This window comes from Flavobacterium sp. FlaQc-30 (genome assembly GCF_044005885.1).
Lineage (GTDB): Bacteria > Bacteroidota > Bacteroidia > Flavobacteriales > Flavobacteriaceae > Flavobacterium.
Window position 1 is genome coordinate 193,307 of sequence record NZ_JBIPCO010000006.1, and the last position, 18,448, is coordinate 211,754.

General features: G+C 33.6%; 13 protein-coding genes. 7 read left to right on the forward strand and 6 right to left on the reverse strand.

Annotation, left to right across the window (positions count from 1 at the left end):
• Nucleotides 1-160 precede the first annotated feature (160 nt).
• Nucleotides 161-2,092 carry an amino acid permease gene (locus ACHRV0_RS14780; RefSeq protein ID WP_395441394.1) on the forward strand — a complete coding sequence of 644 codons (1,932 nt, stop codon included), beginning with the start codon at nt 161-163 and terminating at the stop codon, nt 2,090-2,092.
• Between the two features lie 150 nt (nt 2,093-2,242).
• Nucleotides 2,243-3,337 carry a DUF695 domain-containing protein gene (locus ACHRV0_RS14785; protein WP_395441395.1) on the forward strand — a complete coding sequence of 365 codons (1,095 nt, stop codon included), beginning with the start codon at nt 2,243-2,245 and terminating at the stop codon, nt 3,335-3,337.
• 167 nt (nt 3,338-3,504) lie between these two features.
• Here ACHRV0_RS14785 and ACHRV0_RS14790 read toward each other — a convergent pair whose 3' ends face one another.
• On the reverse strand, nt 3,505-4,707 hold the full coding sequence (locus tag ACHRV0_RS14790) for an aminotransferase class I/II-fold pyridoxal phosphate-dependent enzyme (protein WP_129024759.1): 1,203 nt from the start codon (nt 4,705-4,707) through the stop codon (nt 3,505-3,507).
• A gap of 269 nt (nt 4,708-4,976) precedes the next feature.
• On the opposite strand from ACHRV0_RS14790, the gene ACHRV0_RS14795 reads away from it, so the two are divergent.
• Entirely contained in the window at nt 4,977-5,435 is a 459-nt protein-coding gene (locus tag ACHRV0_RS14795) for an Lrp/AsnC family transcriptional regulator (RefSeq protein ID WP_089059458.1), read from the forward strand.
• Between the two features lie 329 nt (nt 5,436-5,764).
• Nucleotides 5,765-7,168, forward strand: coding sequence for a dihydrolipoyl dehydrogenase (lpdA, locus tag ACHRV0_RS14800; protein WP_089054597.1), 1,404 nt, complete (start codon nt 5,765-5,767; stop codon nt 7,166-7,168).
• Nucleotides 7,169-7,222: 54 nt separating this feature from the next.
• Here lpdA and ACHRV0_RS14805 read toward each other — a convergent pair whose 3' ends face one another.
• From ACHRV0_RS14805 to ACHRV0_RS14815, 3 genes are all read right to left on the reverse strand, one after another.
• The gene (locus ACHRV0_RS14805) at nt 7,223-7,876 is read right to left on the reverse strand and encodes a hypothetical protein (RefSeq protein ID WP_395441396.1); all 654 of its coding nucleotides are present in this window, start codon (nt 7,874-7,876) and stop codon (nt 7,223-7,225) included.
• 560 nt (nt 7,877-8,436) lie between these two features.
• Nucleotides 8,437-8,811, reverse strand: coding sequence for a DoxX family membrane protein (locus ACHRV0_RS14810; protein ID WP_129024761.1), 375 nt, complete (start codon nt 8,809-8,811; stop codon nt 8,437-8,439).
• Between the two features lie 244 nt (nt 8,812-9,055).
• Nucleotides 9,056-10,264, reverse strand: coding sequence for a VWA domain-containing protein (locus tag ACHRV0_RS14815; protein WP_395441397.1), 1,209 nt, complete (start codon nt 10,262-10,264; stop codon nt 9,056-9,058).
• Nucleotides 10,265-10,404: 140 nt separating this feature from the next.
• On the opposite strand from ACHRV0_RS14815, the gene ACHRV0_RS14820 reads away from it, so the two are divergent.
• The 3 genes from ACHRV0_RS14820 to ACHRV0_RS14830 all read left to right on the forward strand — a co-directional run bounded on the left by ACHRV0_RS14820 (nt 10,405) and on the right by ACHRV0_RS14830 (nt 15,327).
• Nucleotides 10,405-11,691 (forward strand): anthranilate synthase component I family protein, encoded by a 1,287-nt coding sequence (locus tag ACHRV0_RS14820; RefSeq protein WP_395441398.1) that lies wholly within the window; start codon nt 10,405-10,407, stop codon nt 11,689-11,691.
• A gap of 223 nt (nt 11,692-11,914) precedes the next feature.
• A complete protein-coding gene (gene tilS, locus ACHRV0_RS14825; RefSeq protein ID WP_395441399.1) occupies nt 11,915-13,225 on the forward strand; it encodes a tRNA lysidine(34) synthetase TilS in 1,311 nt (436 codons plus the stop codon).
• Complete coding sequence (locus ACHRV0_RS14830; RefSeq protein WP_395441400.1) at nt 13,225-15,327, forward strand: cytochrome c biogenesis protein CcdA; 2,103 nt, start codon at nt 13,225-13,227, stop codon at nt 15,325-15,327. Before tilS ends, ACHRV0_RS14830 begins: the two co-directional genes overlap by 1 nt.
• A gap of 140 nt (nt 15,328-15,467) precedes the next feature.
• On the opposite strand, the gene ACHRV0_RS14835 is transcribed toward ACHRV0_RS14830, so the two are convergent.
• Together ACHRV0_RS14835 and ACHRV0_RS14840 are read right to left on the reverse strand one after the other, a co-directional pair.
• Nucleotides 15,468-16,784: an ammonium transporter gene (locus tag ACHRV0_RS14835; protein ID WP_129024766.1), complete on the reverse strand. Its 1,317-nt coding sequence runs from the start codon at nt 16,782-16,784 to the stop codon at nt 15,468-15,470.
• Nucleotides 16,785-17,125: 341 nt separating this feature from the next.
• Nucleotides 17,126-18,433 (reverse strand): amidohydrolase family protein, encoded by a 1,308-nt coding sequence (locus tag ACHRV0_RS14840; RefSeq protein ID WP_395441401.1) that lies wholly within the window; start codon nt 18,431-18,433, stop codon nt 17,126-17,128.
• Between the last annotated feature and the right edge of the window lie 15 nt (nt 18,434-18,448).

The following is an 18,448-nucleotide window of genomic DNA, read 5'->3' on the forward strand; positions in this document are numbered from 1 at the left end:
ATGATTATTTTGATACAGTTTATTCCTGTTTATTTTGTTTGATTATCTGTTGAAGAAAACAAAATCGTTTTATATATTTGAAATCACGATAAAAATTGCATTATTTGCAAAATAAAAGCATAAAGACCGCTATAAATTAATTTAAAAAGTAAAACCATATATGGCATTATCAGGTTTATTCCGAAAAAAAACGGTACAAGATATTCTGAAGCAAGTTGCAAAGAACGAATCAGATGGTCATGATGCATTAGGAAAGCATTTGACCACAAGAGATTTAACCGCGTTTGGTATTGCAGCTATTGTAGGAGCAGGTATTTTTAGCACCATCGGAAAAGCCAGTGCAGATGGTGGTCCAGCTGTTATTTTTCTGTTTTTATTTACTGCTTTAGCCTGTAGTTTTGCGGCTTTTGCTTATGCTGAATTTGCTTCAATGGTTCCAGTTTCTGGAAGCGCTTATACATACTCATATGTTGCATTTGGTGAAATTATTGCTTGGATAATTGGTTGGGCATTAATCATGGAATATGCCGTAGGAAACATAACTGTCGCCATATCGTGGAGTGATTATTTTACGGGACTTCTCCAGAGCGGCGGGATTCATTTACCGCAATGGATTCAGATGGATTATTTAACGGCTTCAAACGGCTTTAAAGATGCCGAAGCTTTAATGCGAGGCGGAAAATCATTCGAAAATTTAAGTACCGCATTGCAGGCTGCACACACAGCTTGGACTACGGCACCAACTATAGGTTCATTTCATTTTGTAACTGATATTCCAGCTTTATTTATCATTATTTTGATTACGGCCTTGGTTTATAGAGGAATGAAAGAGTCTCGTAATGCCAGCAACTTAATGGTAGTTGTAAAACTGTGTGTAGTTCTTTTAGTAATTGCGGTAGGAGCATTTTATGTAGATACAGCAAATTGGGATCCGTTTGCTCCAAATGGAGTTGGTGGTGTATTAAAAGGAGTATCAGCAGTTTTCTTTGCTTATATTGGGTTTGATGCTATTTCTACAACTGCCGAAGAATGCAAAAATCCGCAGCGCGATTTACCTCGAGGTATGATGTGGGCAATTATTATTTGTACCATTTTATATATTGCTATTGCTTTAGTTTTAACAGGAATGGTTCGTTATAACGAATTAAATGTTGGAGATCCATTAGCATTTGTTTTCGAAAAATTAGACTTAAAATGGATGTCAGGAATTATTGCAGTAAGTGCAGTAGTTGCAATGGCAAGTGTTTTATTGGTTTTTCAAATGGGGCAGCCTCGTATCTGGATGAGTATGAGCCGTGATGGTTTATTACCAAAGAAATTCTCCAAAGTTCATCCAAAATTCAAAACACCATCATTTGCTACAGTCGTAACCGGTTTTGTGGTTGCAGTTCCAGCTTTGTTTTTGAATCTGACAATGGTGACTGATTTGTGCAGTATTGGAACTTTATTTGCCTTTGTATTAGTTTGTGCAGGAGTTTTAGTATTACAAGATAAAACAGATATTCCTAGAGGAAAATTCAAAACTCCTTATATCAACGCAAAATTTATTTTACCATTGGCAATAATTGCAGGATTGTATTATTCTTTTGCTTTTAATAATAAAGCTACAATGGCTTTCATTACAAATGAGACACAAATAAACGATGCAACAACTATTATTACCTCTTTAAATAAAGGCGAATCTGAAAAAGTATTCAATTATTTAGAAAGTATTGATGTTGATAATAAAACGGCTGAAACTGCAGATTTAGAACATTTACTAAGTCAATATCAAGATGATGATGCAAAATATGCTGAGGTTGTAAAAGGAATGCCTATTGCAGATTCTTTAAAATACGAATCAGGAATTAGCTTATTCAAACATAAAATTCCAATGTGGATTTTCCTTTTTGTTTTAGTTGGATTAGCCGTTTGGGCATTTAGAAAAAACCTGTCTTTAATTCCACTTTTAGGATTAATCTGCTGTCTATACATGATGGCTGAATTAAGTGTTTGGAACTGGATTTATTTTACAATTTGGTTACTAATAGGATTATTGATTTACTTTACTTATAGTAGAAAAAATAGTAAACTCAATGTAACAGAAGCATAAATTAAAAGCTGAAAATTATAAATAGAAACCGTTTTTGAAAAAATCTCAAAACGGTTTTTTTTATGGCTTTTTTATAAAAATATCCTCCTGTTTACGAAAGTTTTTTCTTAGGTTTGTTCTGTCGTAAAATTTAAATTGTTTTTATTATAAATGAGTTTTTTAAAAAATATATTAGGTAGAAAAGAAGTAAAAATAGAATCCTGCAGTGATTTTTGGAACTGGTTTTTAAAACAGGAAAAAGAGTTTTTTAAAATCATTCAAAACGGAGAAAATATCCATAAAGGTTTCTTTGATAAACTGGCACCAAAACTGGAAGAAATTCATTCTGGAATTTATTTTTTGACAGGAATGAGTGACGATCAAACAGCTGAGTTAATTCTAACACCCGACGGAGCATTAAGAAATATCTATGTTATTGAAGAGTTGGTTGAGACAGCTCCCAAGATCAACGGTTGGAAATTTACTGCACTTAAACCAGCCTGCGATATTAAAGATGTAGGGATTAAGTATGAGAATTTTGAATTCAATAAAGACAATTTGAAATTTTATCCCAACTTACATAAAAGCTATCCAGATGAAATAGATTTAACGATTGTGTATGATGATTACAGCGAAGAAAAAAAGGCTGCTGTAACAAACGGTGTTCATATTTTTTTAGATAACTATTTGGGCGAAATGCATTCAGTTACACTAATCGATAATTTAAAAGTTATAGGAAACAGCGAAGTTTCAGAAGAGTTAATTCCTATTGAAAAATTAAGCGGTTATTTGATTTGGAGAGAGAAAGAATTTGTCGAGAAATACGAAGGAATTAGACATAACACAGAAAATGATGGTTATACCAATTTTGAAGGAAAACGTAAAGATGGCGGAATCGTATTGGCTTTAATAAATACGACCCTTTTAAAATGGGATAAAAAAGCATCGCATCCGTGGGTTTTTATTCTTGCACTTGAATTTGAGGACTGTGATAATGGAGGATTACCAGACGGAGCAACCAATAATAGATTAGAAGAAATTGAGGAAGAAATAATAAATTATTTACCAGATTTTGAGGGATATTTAAATATAGGAAGAGAAACAGCAAACAACAAAAGAGAACTCTTTTTTGCTTGTAAAGACTTTAGAAATCCTTCAAAGACGGCAGACGAGTTAATAAAAAAGTACAACGGCGATTTTAAAATAAGTTACGAGCTGTATAAAGACAAATATTGGCAGTCTTTTAAGCATTTTGAACAAGATTAAGATAGAAAACCGTTCTGAAATTTTCAGAACAGTTTTTTTTGTTTTTGTCAAAGATTGCTGGATTTGTTTTTTAGCAATAAAAAAATCCGCATAGAGAAAAATCTCCAGCGGATTCAAACAAACTAAAAAAAATCGTGCAAATTTATTTATAAAGAATTGTTTCAAATTTATAAAACCCCAAGTTCAATCATGCAGGCCTTCATCATTTCGTAAGTACGCTCAATGTCGTTGTCTAATCCGATAGAAAAACGAATTAAACCATCTGTCAATCCCATTTCTTGTTGTTCTTCTAACGGAATTTCACTTGAAGTTGAAGTTCCCGGCGCACTGAATAATGTTTTGTAAAAGCCTAAACTTACCGCCAAATAGCCTAAATTTCGAGCCTGCATTAATTCCATTAACTCATTGGCTTTCGCCAAAGAGCCAACGTCAATTGTCAGCATACCTCCAAAGCCATATTCAGGGTTAATCATTGTTTTGTATAATTCATGGCTTGGGTGACTTTTTAATCCCGGATAAACCGTTTTCAAACCGTCTTTTTCAAATTGATCCGCAAGAAAATGCGCGTTATGACTGTGCTGTTTAATTCGGATATGAAGTGTGCGCAGGTTTTTCATCACACTCGCAGAACGTAAACTGTCCATTGTAGGACCTAAAAGCATACTTGCTCCAGAATTTACATTTTTCAAAGCATTAATAAATTCTTTAGATGCACAAGTCACGCCGCCAACGGTATCACTGCTTCCGTTAATATATTTCGTTAAACTGTGAATAACAATATCAGCCCCCAATTTTGCTGGCGAAACAGATAATGGTGAAAACGTATTATCAACCACCAATTTCAGATTATGTTTTTTAGCGATTTTAGCTAAACCTGCAATATCAGCCACTTCCAATAATGGGTTACTAACTGTTTCACAATACAAAACTTTCGTTTTTGGCGTAATAGCAGCCTCTACAACATCTAGTTTTGTAATGTCAACAAAGCTTGTTTCAATCCCGAATCTTGGTGTAAAGTTTTTCAAGAAAGCGTAAGTTCCGCCATAAATCGTTCTGCTCGAAACAATATGGTCACCCGCACCGCACAATTGCAAAAGAGTAGGCGTAATGGCTCCCATTCCCGAAGCCGAAACATTTGCCGTTTCTGTTCCTTCCATTGCCGCCAAAGCCTGATCTAAATACAAATTACTTGGCGATGAATGACGTGAGTACAAATAGCAGCCTTCCATATTACCTTCAAAAGTATCAAACATGGTTTTTGCTGAAAGAAAAGTATAAGTTGAAGAATCAGAAATCGACGGATTTACGCCTCCAAATTCACCAAAGTATTGTAAATCCTGTATTTTATCTGCTGGGTTAAAGTCTTTCATTAGTTAATAGTTTATTGTTGATTGAATTTGTTTAGGAGCTCATTCCTAATCGAAGTGCTATCGCTTGGTTTAGGACTGGAAAACTCATTTTCAAAAGAAATTCTGTTCAAAATAAGATCTATTTAGATTATTAATCAATGCTTGTCTTTGTGTTTAGTTTTTAAAACTGTAAAAATGTATTTATTGTGATTTTTAATCTAAATTTGATGAAAGAAATGTAATTCAATAGATTTTTTTTCATTTCAACAACTAACCATTAAACTGAAACCATGACTTTAGACGCCGTAGATAAAAAGCTTTTAGTTTTATTACAAACCGACAGCAAGCAAACCAACAAAGAGTTATCCTTGAAACTTAATCTTTCAGTAACAGCAGTATACGAGCGAATCAAAAAGTTAGAAAGAGAAGGAATAATTAAAAGCTACGCCGCTCTAGTCGATAAATCTAAAATCGAAAAAGGATTTGTAGTTTTCTGCCATTTAAAACTCATTCAGCATACAAAAGAGTTCCTAACCAAATTCGAAAGCGAAGTTATCAAACTCAATGAAGTTCTAGAATGTCATCACGTAAGCGGCGATTATGATTATATACTGAAAGTATTAGTAAAAGATATGGAAGCGTACCGAGAATTTTTGGTTACAAAACTGACTTCATTACAACATATTGGAAGCACGCAGAGTACTTTTATGATTAGTGAGGTTAAGAATTCGACGGTGATTTCTTTTTAAGGTTCAGAGGTGCAGAGTGGCAAAGGTTTTTTGTAGAGACGCACAGCAGTGCGTCTAATGCCCTGTTTGTCATTTCGACTGAAAGGAGAAATCACACACGAAACTCCGCAAAGCATATTTCCGATCTTTGTCGACTCACTGGTGCGATTTCTCCTTTCAGTCGAAATGACACACTTTGTGAGCTTAACAAAAACAAAAAACTTTGTGCCTTTGAGCCTTCGTGGCAGAAAACCCACACCTAAAATTTCACACAAAAAACATTGAAAATTAAACTTCAAACAAAACTTTATTCCTTAATTTTGTAACCGCTAAAATAAAAACAAAATACTATGAGTTCATTTGACGTAGTCATTATAGGTTCAGGTCCTGGAGGATATGTATCAGCAATTCGTTGCGCACAATTAGGTTTCAAAACTGCAATTGTAGAAAAATATAATTCATTAGGCGGAACTTGCCTTAACGTAGGTTGTATTCCTTCAAAAGCATTATTAGCTTCTTCTCACCATTATGCTGAAATTAAACATTTCGCAGATCACGGAATTGAAGTTTCTGGAGATGTAAAGATCAATTTAGAGAAAATGATTGCCCGTAAACAAGCGGTTGTAGATCAAACTTCAGGTGGTGTGAACTATTTAATGGATAAAAATAAAATTACTGTTTTTAATGGTTTAGGTTCTTTTGTAGACGCAACACATATTTCAGTTGCAAAAGCAGACGGAACATCTGAAACTATTGAAGCAAAATATACTGTAATCGCAACAGGTTCAAAACCGTCTTCTTTACCATTCATCAAAATTGATAAAGAAAGAATCATCACTTCTACTGAAGCTTTAGCTTTAAAAGAAGTTCCAAAGCACTTAGTTATTATTGGTGGTGGAGTTATCGGAATTGAGCTTGGACAAGTTTATCTTCGTTTAGGAGCTCAGGTTTCTGTAGTAGAATTCATGGACAGAATTATTCCTGGAATGGATGGTTCGCTTTCAAAAGAATTAACTAAAGTGTTGAAAAAACAAGGAATGAAATTCTACGTTTCTCACAAAGTAAAATCAGTAGAAAGAAACGGCGATGCTGTTACAGTTCAAGCTGAAAACGCAAAAGGAGAAACAATCACTCTAGAAGGAGATTACTCATTAGTTTCTGTAGGTCGTCGTCCTTACACAGACGGATTAAACGCTGATAAAGCTGGAGTTAAAATTTCAGATAGAGGACAAGTTGAAGTAAACGATCATTTACAAACAAACGTTCCTAATATTTATGCAATTGGAGATGTTGTTCGTGGAGCAATGTTAGCACACAAAGCAGAGGAAGAAGGAACTATGGTTGCTGAAATCTTAGCAGGTCAAAAACCGCATATCGATTATAACTTAATTCCTGGTGTAGTTTACACTTGGCCAGAAGTTGCTGCAGTTGGACAAACTGAAGAGCAATTGAAAGCTGCAGGAGTAGCTTACAAATCTGGAAGTTTCCCATTTAAAGCGTTAGGACGTGCAAGAGCAAGTGCTGATTTAGACGGATTCGTAAAAATCCTTGCTGACGAAAAAACAGATGAGGTATTAGGAGTTCACATGATTGGTGCTCGTACAGCTGATTTAATTGCTGAAGCGGTTACTGCAATGGAATTTAAAGCTTCTGCTGAAGATATTTCAAGAATGAGCCATGCACACCCAACTTTTGCTGAAGCAATAAAAGAAGCGGCATTAGCAGCAACAGATAATAGAGCTTTACACGTATAATTTTTTACGTATAAATATATTTAAACCGTCAAAAAAATAATTTTGACGGTTTTTTTATTGCCTCATTATTTTAAAAGTATAATAGGTTTCTTTGTTTTTCATGTAAACACTATAAACGCCTTCAGCTTCATTGTAGATTCTGTAAAGGTATTTGTCGCCTTTAACACTTAAATTTTTTCGAGATAAATTATTACTCTCTATAAACTCTAATTCAAATTCGCAATTACTTTTTTGTTTAAAATACAGTTTTGAAAAAGTATCATCACTGAATTTTTCTATCCATAAATTATCATTTATAGTTACTTCTACTTTGTTGCCGTCATTTTCATAATAATAGTATTGTGCGGCTTTTTCAAAACTATTGCATTGTTCTCTAGAAATGTCTTCTATTGGTTTCTCAGTTTGCATAGACCAGTTGCTTTTTGCTGATTCATTTGGAAAAAGAGCTACAAATTCGTTACAGTTTTTATGCAGTCTGAAAAATATTTGCTCAAATACTTTTTTTTGAATGATGCTGTCCTTAAACTTTGATAGGTAAGGAGTAATGTGGGCATTATTTATAGTATTGACTCTAATTTCATTATTCAAATTTTTATTTTGAATCAATGATTTACAGATTTCAATGTTTAATGAGTCAACAGATTGTATAGATTGAGATTTGGAAATAGAAGTGTAAAATAAGAGAATAAAAAATAGGTGGATTTTCATTTAAATAGGTTAGTTAGTATACCAAATGTAGGTTTTAGTAAGGATATTCTAGTAATATAGAAGAAACTTTTTTTAATTTATTGTAGACGCTTTTTAATGGTCGAAAAAATATTAAGTGTCAGGAAATTTTTGTAAATTAGAGGTATGATTCTGATAATGTGTTTATTGTGGTGTTTTTGTAAAAGCCAAGAATTGCATTATACTCTATTTCTGCAAAATGTAATATTGAGGAGAATTGTATAAGACTGCTGTAAATGCTAAGAATGATTAAGTACCATAAAAGTCAGTAATTAGGACTATAGTGTCAAAAAAGACAAATGGGAAGAAAGCATCGGGAAAGCCAAGTTTGTCAAAAAGGACGATGTTGGTATGCTCAGGGTCTCATTTTTGGTCCTTTTTATTAAGGATAAATTTTTTAGATTAAAAGTTGCACTTGCAGCCGGCGAAAGTTTAAAATAGAAGTATTCTTTCGAGTGAAACATGAAGAAAAACGGGCTGAAAAAATAAACCCGGAAGGTTTTTAAATCTTCCGGGTTTATTTTTTTTAGATAAAAAACGAATCAAGGAGTAAAAACAGCTTTATAATTATCCCAGTATCTGTAAATTAAGAATAAATTCCCCAAGAAAAGTAATCCGGCTATTGGCAGGCTTTCAGGAGTTAAAAAATAATTAATAAACAAGATGTTGATGGTAATGGGAAGGATCATAATATTTGCTAAAGTAACAAAGCGGCCGCTTACAAACGAAATTCCGCAAAGCAATTCAACTGTTTTAGCCAATGGAAGCAAGTACGTTGAAGCAACTAACCCCATATTAAACGCCTTAAAGTTGCCAGTCGTTTCTGGCTCCGGAGCCAGCTTAAAGAAAAATGAAATGGAGGCAAACAGCAATAACAGGCCGATTAAAACGCGGACAATAATAGTAGCAATTTTCATAATACTTAAGATTTTAAAAGGTTAAAATGATATAATTTATTATGCTGAAAATGCAAATCAATATTCTCCAAATAAAATGCAAATCTATCTAAAGTGTCATTTTAGTGAGAGTATAACAATCAATAATATCCTGTTTTAGGATTAGTAGAAATGTTATATCAAATATAATGATTTTTTCTGTACTAAATCTCTGTTTTTTAACAGTTTTATTTGTTTTTTGATGATATTTTACCTGCCTTATTTTTTATTTTATACTTTCATTTATTAGTCTTTCCATTAATTTATTTAAATATTCTACTTGATAGTCTCCCACCGATGCTACAAGATGATCATTACCAATACCACTATCATTGGTGATGAAAACATAAGTCCCGTTAGTTGCAATTGCCATATAACGCATTAAAAATTCAGTTTCTTTGTCGATACCGCTAGCGGTAATAGGAATAATTTTGATTCCTTTTTTACTTGCTGTTTCAATTAAAGTATGAATTTGAAATACAATTTGTTCGTCATAGTGCGGCGGAGCATCTAATACTAAAAAAAGTATTCTAGAAGTTGCATTTTCTGACCATTGCAAAGAATTAATTGATTTATCTAAAGCTGTTTCAACAGCTTCAGGAAAATCTCCTCCTGCCGCAGCAGATTGATCTTTTATAAAGCTGATTGTAGTATCAATATTAGATGAAAAATCAGAAACTTTAGTTACATATTCCTCGCCTTTGTCTCTGTAAAATACAGCGCCCATGTTTATTTTTGCATTTTGGTTTTGTTGTTTTACTTTTGAGATAACATCTAATAGTTCTTCTTTTAAATAATCTAATTCATCTCCCATAGAACCTGTCGCATCAACCATAAATGCAATGTCGATTTTCTTTTCAGAATCTCTTTTATTATAGTTTTTAAGAGATAGATTGTTGTTTTTTAATTTGCTGTATTTCTGAATGTTGTCAAATGTTTCATTCCCGACTCTTACTTTTAAATTTTTCAGATCTGCTTTTTTAGAGTTCTTTAAAAGCGGCCATAATTCAGCATTCCCTTTATTATTTGTTCTCGAGGTCCAGACGATTTCGTTTTCGGAGTTAAGCAATGATACAGGTACGTCGACTACATTTTCTGAACCAGATTTTATATTCACAGATATTCGATCTCTTAAGTTATAATTCCAATAATTACGCATTTCTGAAAACTCAGAGTTTTCACTTATTGATTCCCAGAATGACCAATTATTTAAATCATTCCATTCTCCTGCAGTAATTTGACCAGCCTGAATTTGGAGCTGTTCTTTCGAACCTGCAGTTTCAGAATCGCTTGCATCTGTAGTTGCTGCGGCTTCATCTCGGCTTGCCGACTCAATTTTTACATCTGCAGATGATGTGCTGTCTGCCTTTTTGCAGGAAAAAAGTAAAAAGATTACCAAGAAGCATATAGTGCTTAATTTTACAAGTGTTTTCATAAAAGTTTTAATTGATTAAGTTTTTGATTGTTAATTGCACGTGAATTATTACAAAAACGAAGTATTAAAAAGCGTGCCAATAATTTTTAAACATTAGTTTTTTTTTGTTGTAATTTTGCGATTTAAAAATCTATTCATTTTTGAGAGTTTCAATTCATAAACATATTTCCAATCCAGCGCAATTTAAACAGCAGTTGATGAGCTGGTCACAGCAGTTTCGTGAGATCGTTTTTCTAGACAGCAATTCGTATCCGCAAGAATATTCAAGCTTTGATTTTATTTTGGCAGTGGATGCCTTTACCTCTTTAAAAACCGACTTTCAAAATGCGTTTGATGATTTAAAACAATATCAGCAAACAACCAAAGACTGGCTGTTTGGTTACCTTTCCTATGATTTAAAAAATGATATTGAAGATTTAAAATCCAATAATTTTGATGGGTTAGACTTTCCAGATTTATTTTTCTTTCAGCCAAAAAAAATATTTTTGTTGAAAGAAAATCAGCTCGAAATTCAATATTTAAACCTTTGTGATGATGAAATTGAAGATGATTTTAAGGATATAGTCGAAAGTCAAAAGTTGAAAGTCGAAAGTGGAGTGCCTATAAAAATTGAACAGCGTATTTCTAAAGAGTCATATGTTGAAAAAGTCAATAAAATGCTGCAGCATATTCATCTTGGTGATATGTATGAAGCGAATTTTTGTATGGAATTTTACAGTGAAAATGTTGTTATAAATCCGTTAGAAAAATTTCTAAAACTAAATGAAATTTCGCAAGCGCCATTTTCAGTATTCTTTAAAAATCATAAACAATATCTGCTTTCAGCTTCACCCGAAAGATACCTTAAAAAGAGGGGAGAAGATATTATTTCTCAGCCGATAAAAGGAACTTCAAAACGTTTTTCAGATCCAATCGAAGATCAGAAATCAAAAGAGTATTTAGAATCTGATGCAAAAGAACGAGCCGAAAACATTATGATTACAGATTTGGTTCGAAATGATTTGTCACATACTGCACAAAAAGGTTCCGTAAAAGTGACGGAGTTGTGCAAAATATATTCGTTTTTGCAGGTGCATCAAATGATTTCGACTATAACTTCAAAATTAGACGCCCAATATTCACCAGTTGATGTTTTAAAAACAACTTTTCCAATGGGAAGTATGACTGGAGCACCAAAGATTTCAGTTATGAAAATTATTGAAAATTTGGAAGAAACCAAGCGTGGTTTGTACAGCGGCGCTGTTGGTTATTTTACACCCGAAGGCGATTTTGATTTCAACGTTGTTATTAGAAGTATTTTTTACAATCAAGAAAATAAGTATGTTTCTTTTTCTGTTGGAAGCGCTATAACATCACTGTCAATACCTGAAAAAGAATACGAAGAGTGTTTGTTGAAAGCTAAAGCAATGCACGAAGTTTTGCAATAGAGATATTGCCACGAATTACAAGAATTTGCACTAATTACTTTTTCTCCAATTTTAGAAAAAATATAGCCACAGATTAAAATGATTAAAAAAAGCTGTGTAAATCTTTTTAATCTGTGGCGAAATAAAAAAAATAATTCGCGGAAATTAGTGTAATTCGTGGCGAAATAGCACGCTTAACATTTCATTTAAAAATAGATCGAATTTAATTTTTTACTTTTATCAAATGTTTTCAAAATTTCAAAATCATATCGTTTCAAGATTTCCATTTTTAGCAGAAAAAAAACTTTTTCTTGCTGTGAGCGGCGGTTTAGATAGTATGGTATTGTTGCATTTGTTAAAACAGCTGTCATACGAAATTGCTGTACTTCATTGTAATTTTCAGCTTCGCGGATTAGAAAGTTTTGGAGATCAGACTTTTGTCGAAAATTATTGCGATCAAAACAATATATCTGTATTTACAACTCAATTTGATACTGAAGCTTTTGCAAAAGACTACAAATTATCAACACAAGTTGCTGCTCGTGAACTTCGTTACAGCTGGTTTTATGAGCTTCTTGAAGAAAAAAACTTCGATTATATTTTAACAGCACATCACGCTGATGATAATTTGGAAACATTCATAATCAATTTGTCTCGAGGAACGGGATTGGATGGATTGAGTGGAATTCCACAGCAAAATGATAAAATAATACGTCCGCTTTTGCCTTTTTCAAGAGAAGAAATTTTGAAATATGCTGAAGAAAATAAGATAGAATGGCGTGAGGACAGCAGTAATGTATCCAATAAATACCTTAGAAATAAAATACGTCACGACTTAGTTCCGATTTTAAAAGAACTAAATCCAAACTTTTTAAATGCTTTTCAGAAAACACAGTCATATCTGCAAGAATCCCAGGTTATGGTTGGAGATGCTTCGATTATGATTTATCAGCAGGTTGCAAAGGAGGCTGGTGACGACATTCATTTCGATTTAAAAAAGCTTAAAAAATTACCCAATTATAAATCTTATTTGTATCAATGGCTTCATGAATTTGGTTTTTTAGCGTGGAATGATATTTATGATTTGGTAAATGGGCAGTCGGGTAAACAAGTTTTCTCGGCGGAGTTCAGACTGTTGAAAAACAGGGATATTTTGATTTTGAGTCCCATTTCTGAAATGTCAGAAAAGGAGCAGTTCGAAATTAATGAAAATGAAAAAGAAGTTAATTTTCCCTTAAAGTTAAAGCTTTGTAACGTAGGTCACATAACAATAGATTCAAATAGAGTTATATTTGTCGACGCCGATAAAATCCAATTTCCATTAGTTTTACGTAAATGGAATGAAGGAGATGTTTTTCATCCGTTTGGAATGCACGGAAAATCAAAAAAAGTGAGCAAGCTTTTTAAAGATGAGAAGCTATCTCTAATTGAAAAGGAACAAACTTGGATTTTATGTTCAGATGATAAAATAGTCTGGGTGGTTGGCATTAGACAGGATGAACGTTTTAGAATAGAAAAAACCTCAAATAAAATACTTAAAATAGAACTACAATAATGAATTTTACTCAATCTAATCAAGCAGGAATGCTACAAAGTTTCAGGAGCAAATCGATTTTATTTTTACTGTTTTTCATTTTTGCCTTTGCAAAAAGTAATGCTCAAATTTTAGAGCCGGTTAAATGGACCGCAAAAATTGAAAAAAAATCAGGAAACAATGCAGTATTGATTTTTGATGGAACGATCGAAAAAGACTGGCATATGTATTCGCAGTTTACGCCAGACGGCGGGCCGCTTGCGTTGGAAATTACTTTTAAGAATCAAAAAGGAAATTACGAATTAGTTGGAAAAGCAAAAGAGGGTAAAACCAAAACGGCTTTTAATGATGTTTTTGGTGTAAATGAAACTTTTTTTGAAGGAAAAGCTCATATTGAACAAGAAATAAAAATCATAAACCCAAATTTAAAAACAGTTGATGTAGATTTTGATTTTCAGGTTTGTAAGGAGGTTTGTATCAATTCGAGCAAGAAATTCTCAATTGCAGTTCCTTCAACGTTCAAAATGAATGAGGTTCCTGCGGTTGCAGAATCCAAACTGGACGAAACGAAAGTAACTGGAATAGCTGTTGATACGGTAAGTAAAACAACAGCAGTAGAGAAAGTAGAACCAGCAAAAGTTGATAATGAAGCTGCTAAAGCTGTTGATGATGTACAGAAACCAGCTCCTGCAAGAAGTTTGTGGTCAATCTTTTTTATTGCTTTTATCTCAGGATTTGCGGCTTTATTGACGCCTTGCGTTTTCCCAATGATCCCAATGACGGTAAGTTTCTTTACGAAGCAAAGTAAAAGCAGAGCAAAAGGTATTAGAAATGCTGTAATATACGGACTTTCGATTATTGCTATTTATGTAATTTTAGGGTTAATTGTAACGAAGATATTTGGTGCAGACGCTTTAAATGCGTTATCAACAGATGTATGGTTTAACTTGATTTTCTTTGTAATCTTAATCATTTTTGCTACTTCATTTTTGGGAGCTTTTGAAATTATGCTGCCAAATTCATGGGCAAACAAAGCAGATCAGCAAGCTGATAGAGGCGGAATAATTGGAATTTTGTTCATGGCTTTGGCTTTGGCAATTGTATCATTCTCTTGTACGGGGCCAATTGTTGGGACTTTATTAGTTGAGGCTGCTTCAAACGGAGGAATTGCTCCAATTGTTGGAATGTTAGGTTTTTCATCAGCTTTAGCTTTACCATTTATGTTGTTCGCGATGTTCCCAGGTTGGTTAAATTCGTTACCAAAATCTGGCGGATGGTTAAATACAGTAAAAGTTGTTTTAGGATTCTTAGAATTGGCTTTGGCATTTAAATTTTTATCAAATGCTGACTTGGTTCTGCAATTACACTTTTTAGAAAGAGAAGTTTTTATCGCGATTTGGATTGCTATTTTTGCGGCTTTGACTTTGTATTTATTCGGAAAAATTACCTTGCCGCATGATAGTCCGTTACATCATATTTCAGTAGGAAGATTGTATTTAGGATTGCTTACGCTTGTGTTTACAGTGTATTTAATTCCAGGGCTTTGGGGAGCACCTTTAAAATTAATCAGTGCGTTTCCGCCGCCGCCGCAATATAGCGAAAGCCCATTTGGTGTAGGAGGAAGCTCAGCAGGTGGAAGCAGTAGTACAGAAGCGGTGAAAGGAATGCCGGAAGGTGCTGAATTAGGGCCTCATGGAATTATGGTTTTTCATGATTATGAAGATGGATTGGCGTATGCAAAATCAATCAACAAACCAATTATGTTAGATTTTACTGGTTATGCTTGTGTAAACTGTAGAAAGATGGAGAATAATGTTTGGTCTGAACCAACGATTCTGCCAATTTTAAAGAATGATGTTGTTTTGATTTCTTTATACGTTGATGATAAACGTGAATTGCCAGTAGAGGAACAATTTGTAACGGCTTCTGGAGATAAAATTATTACGGTTGGTGATAAATGGACGGATTTTATGATCTCAAAATATAAAACGAATACACAGCCTTTGTATATAATTACAGATTTAGAAGGAAATAATTTGAATGCTTCTAAACCAACAATTAGTTATGTAAGTGCAGACGAATATTTACACTGGCTGAAAGAAGGGATTTCAAACTTTAAATAGTTTTAGAATAAAGAATATCTTAAATGCTGTAATTTGAAAGTTATAGTTATTGTATAAGGAAGAATTTAATTCAAACAAAAAGCACTCTAAGTTTTACTTAGAGTGCTTTTTTATTTAAAGGCAAAAGGGGAAATTGATTCTTATAAAAACTCTCCGTGTTGAGAGATATCTAATCCTAATTCTTCTTTTTCTTCAGTAACTCTTAGAGGAGTAATTTTGTTTACGATAAAGAATAAAGCGTAAGAAGCAACAAAAGCAAAGATCGATACCACTACTAATGCTGTCAATTGGTTGATAAACAATGTAGGTGTGCCAAAAACTAAACCTTGATTGTCTCCAACAGCAGGGTTGATAGCTTTTGAAGCAAATACTCCGGTTAACAGCATACCTACCATACCACCAACACCGTGACAAGCAAATACATCAAGAGCGTCGTCAATTTTTCCTTTAGGGAATTTGCTTACTACAAGATTACTTACAATAGCAGCAAATGCACCAATAAAGATAGCGTGAGATATACTTACGAAACCAGCTGCAGGTGTAATAGCAACAAGACCTACAACAGCCCCTATACAAGCACCAAGCGCAGATAATTTGTGACCTAAAATTTTATCTAAGAAAACCCAAGCCATAGCGGCAGCGGCAGCAGCAACAGTTGTTGTTCCTAATGCTTGCACAGCTAAACCATTTGCTCCTAAAGCTGATCCGGCGTTAAAACCAAACCATCCAAACCATAATAAACCAGTTCCTAACAACACATAAGTAATTCTGGCAGGATTAACTTTTTGTACTTTTCTTTTTCCTAAAAAGATTGCTCCGGCAAGAGCTGCCCAACCTGCACTCATATGTACAACAGTTCCTCCTGCAAAGTCAAGAACTCCCATTTTAAAGAAAACTCCATCAGGATGCCATGTCATATGTGCTAAAGGAGAATATATGAAAATGATAAATAAAACCATGAATAACAAGTAAGCCCAAAAACGTACACGTTCTGCAAATGCACCAGTAATTAAGGCAGGTGTAATGATTGCAAATTTTGCCTGAAATAATGCGAATAACATAAACGGAATTGTTGGTGCAAGGCTCCATGCTGTGCTGGTTCCAACACCTTCAAAGAATAAGTTGTATGATGGATTTCCGATGATTCCTCCAATTGAAGGACCAAAAGCTAATCCAAAGGCAACCACAACCCATAGAATTGTAACGATTACCATTGCCATAAAACTTTGAAGCATTGTGCTGATAACGTTTTTCTTACCTACCATTCCGCCATAGAAAAAACCTAATCCAGGAGTCATTAACAATACAAACGCCGTCGCAACGATCATCCAGGCAGTATCTCCTGTATCAAACTTTACCGCTTCTGCAGGAATTGGGTTATCTGCAATGATAAAATTTGATATAAAGGTTAGTACTAAAATAGTGATAAGAATCACACTTAAAATAATTTTTCGCATAGTTATTTAGTTTTAAAATTTTTGATAAAAGTATAAAATCATTCAATACCCCATAAAAAAATAGGGGTAACTGTTTTATTTTTATTAAATTTTCATTTTGACCCCTATAATTTTAAATCTATTTCTTAAAATAAACTTAAAATTTACAATTTGTTAATCGTTGGAACGTGATTTATACTGTTTGTGGGTTTTGTTAACAAAAAAACGTAAGAATAGTTTTGTTTTTAAGAGTAACTATGTGTAAATAATTGAAAAATGTTGAAAAAGTGATTTTATTTGTAAATAAAAAAGGCATCAGATGAATTATTCAAATGATGCCTTTTTGGGAAATAACTAAGGGTTTATTTCTGATTGAACTTTGCCTTAAATTTATCGTTTAATTTTGTTTGGAAAGTTTCTAAAATAATGGTTCTACCTTGAATAAAAGCGCTCGTTAATTTATTTGTTCTCATATCCAGTGCATCACCTTCGGAGATAAATAAAGTGGCATCTTTACCTGTTTCTAATGTTCCGCAGCTAGTATCAATGCCAAGTAGCTTTGCTGTATTTAAAGTTATGAGCTGTACCGCTTTTTCTTTATCTAAACCAAAAGCGGCACAAGTTCCTGCTAAAAACGGAAGGTTTCTAACACTCATACGTTCATGATCTCCGCTGTTTTCTAATCCTACCACGATACCTTTGTCCGTTAAAACCTTGGCCATTTTATAAGGAAGGTTTACATCTTGATCATCACTTGTAGGCATATCGTGTACACGTCTTAATAAAACACCTACGTTGTATTTTTGCAATGCATCAGCTGCTTTGTAAGCTTCAAATCCTCCAACAATAACAATCTTTTTAATTTGATTGTCAATTGCTAATTGAATGGCATCTACAATTTGCTTTTCTTCATCTGCATGAATATAAAGCGTTTGTGTTCCATCAAAAAGACCTTTTGTAGCTTCAAGAACAATATTTCTTTCTTTACTTGCAGCTTGATTGTAGACTTTGGCATTTATTAAAAATGCATTTATTTCTTCGGCTTGTTTAGGATAATCTTTATTTGCTTCAATTAGTCCAGGTTCAAACCATGAACCAGATCTTTTAAAACTAGATGGAAAATTAAGATGAATTCCGTCATTCTCTTTTACAATAGCATCCTGCCAGCTCCAAGCATCTAATTGAACAATAGAAGAAGTTCCTGAAATCCTGCCGCCTCTTGGCGTAACCTGTGCGATTAAGATGCCATTTGGGCGAACGGTTTCAACAACCTTAGATTCTGAATTATAAGCAATAATACTTCTCACATTCGGATTGAAACTACCAATTTCTTCTTGATCGTCTGATGATTTTACAGCATCAATTTCGACTAATCCTAAGGTAGTGTTTGCTGCTATAAATCCTGGGTAAACGTGTTTCCCACTGGCATCGATAGTAGTATCATAAGCGTTGGCAGCTAATCTGATCGTTGTTGCATCTGCGACCAAGGTAATTTTTCCGTCTTTAAACCCAATAGCACTGTTTTGAATTACGGTACCGTTGCCTAAATGTGCAGTGGCATTTAAAATCAAAACAGATTTAGTTTGTTTTGGTGCCGGAATTTGCTGTGCATATATTGAAACAGAAGCAAAAAGAACAGGCAGCAGTTTATAAATATATTGATGTATCATGTTGTCTTTTTTTAT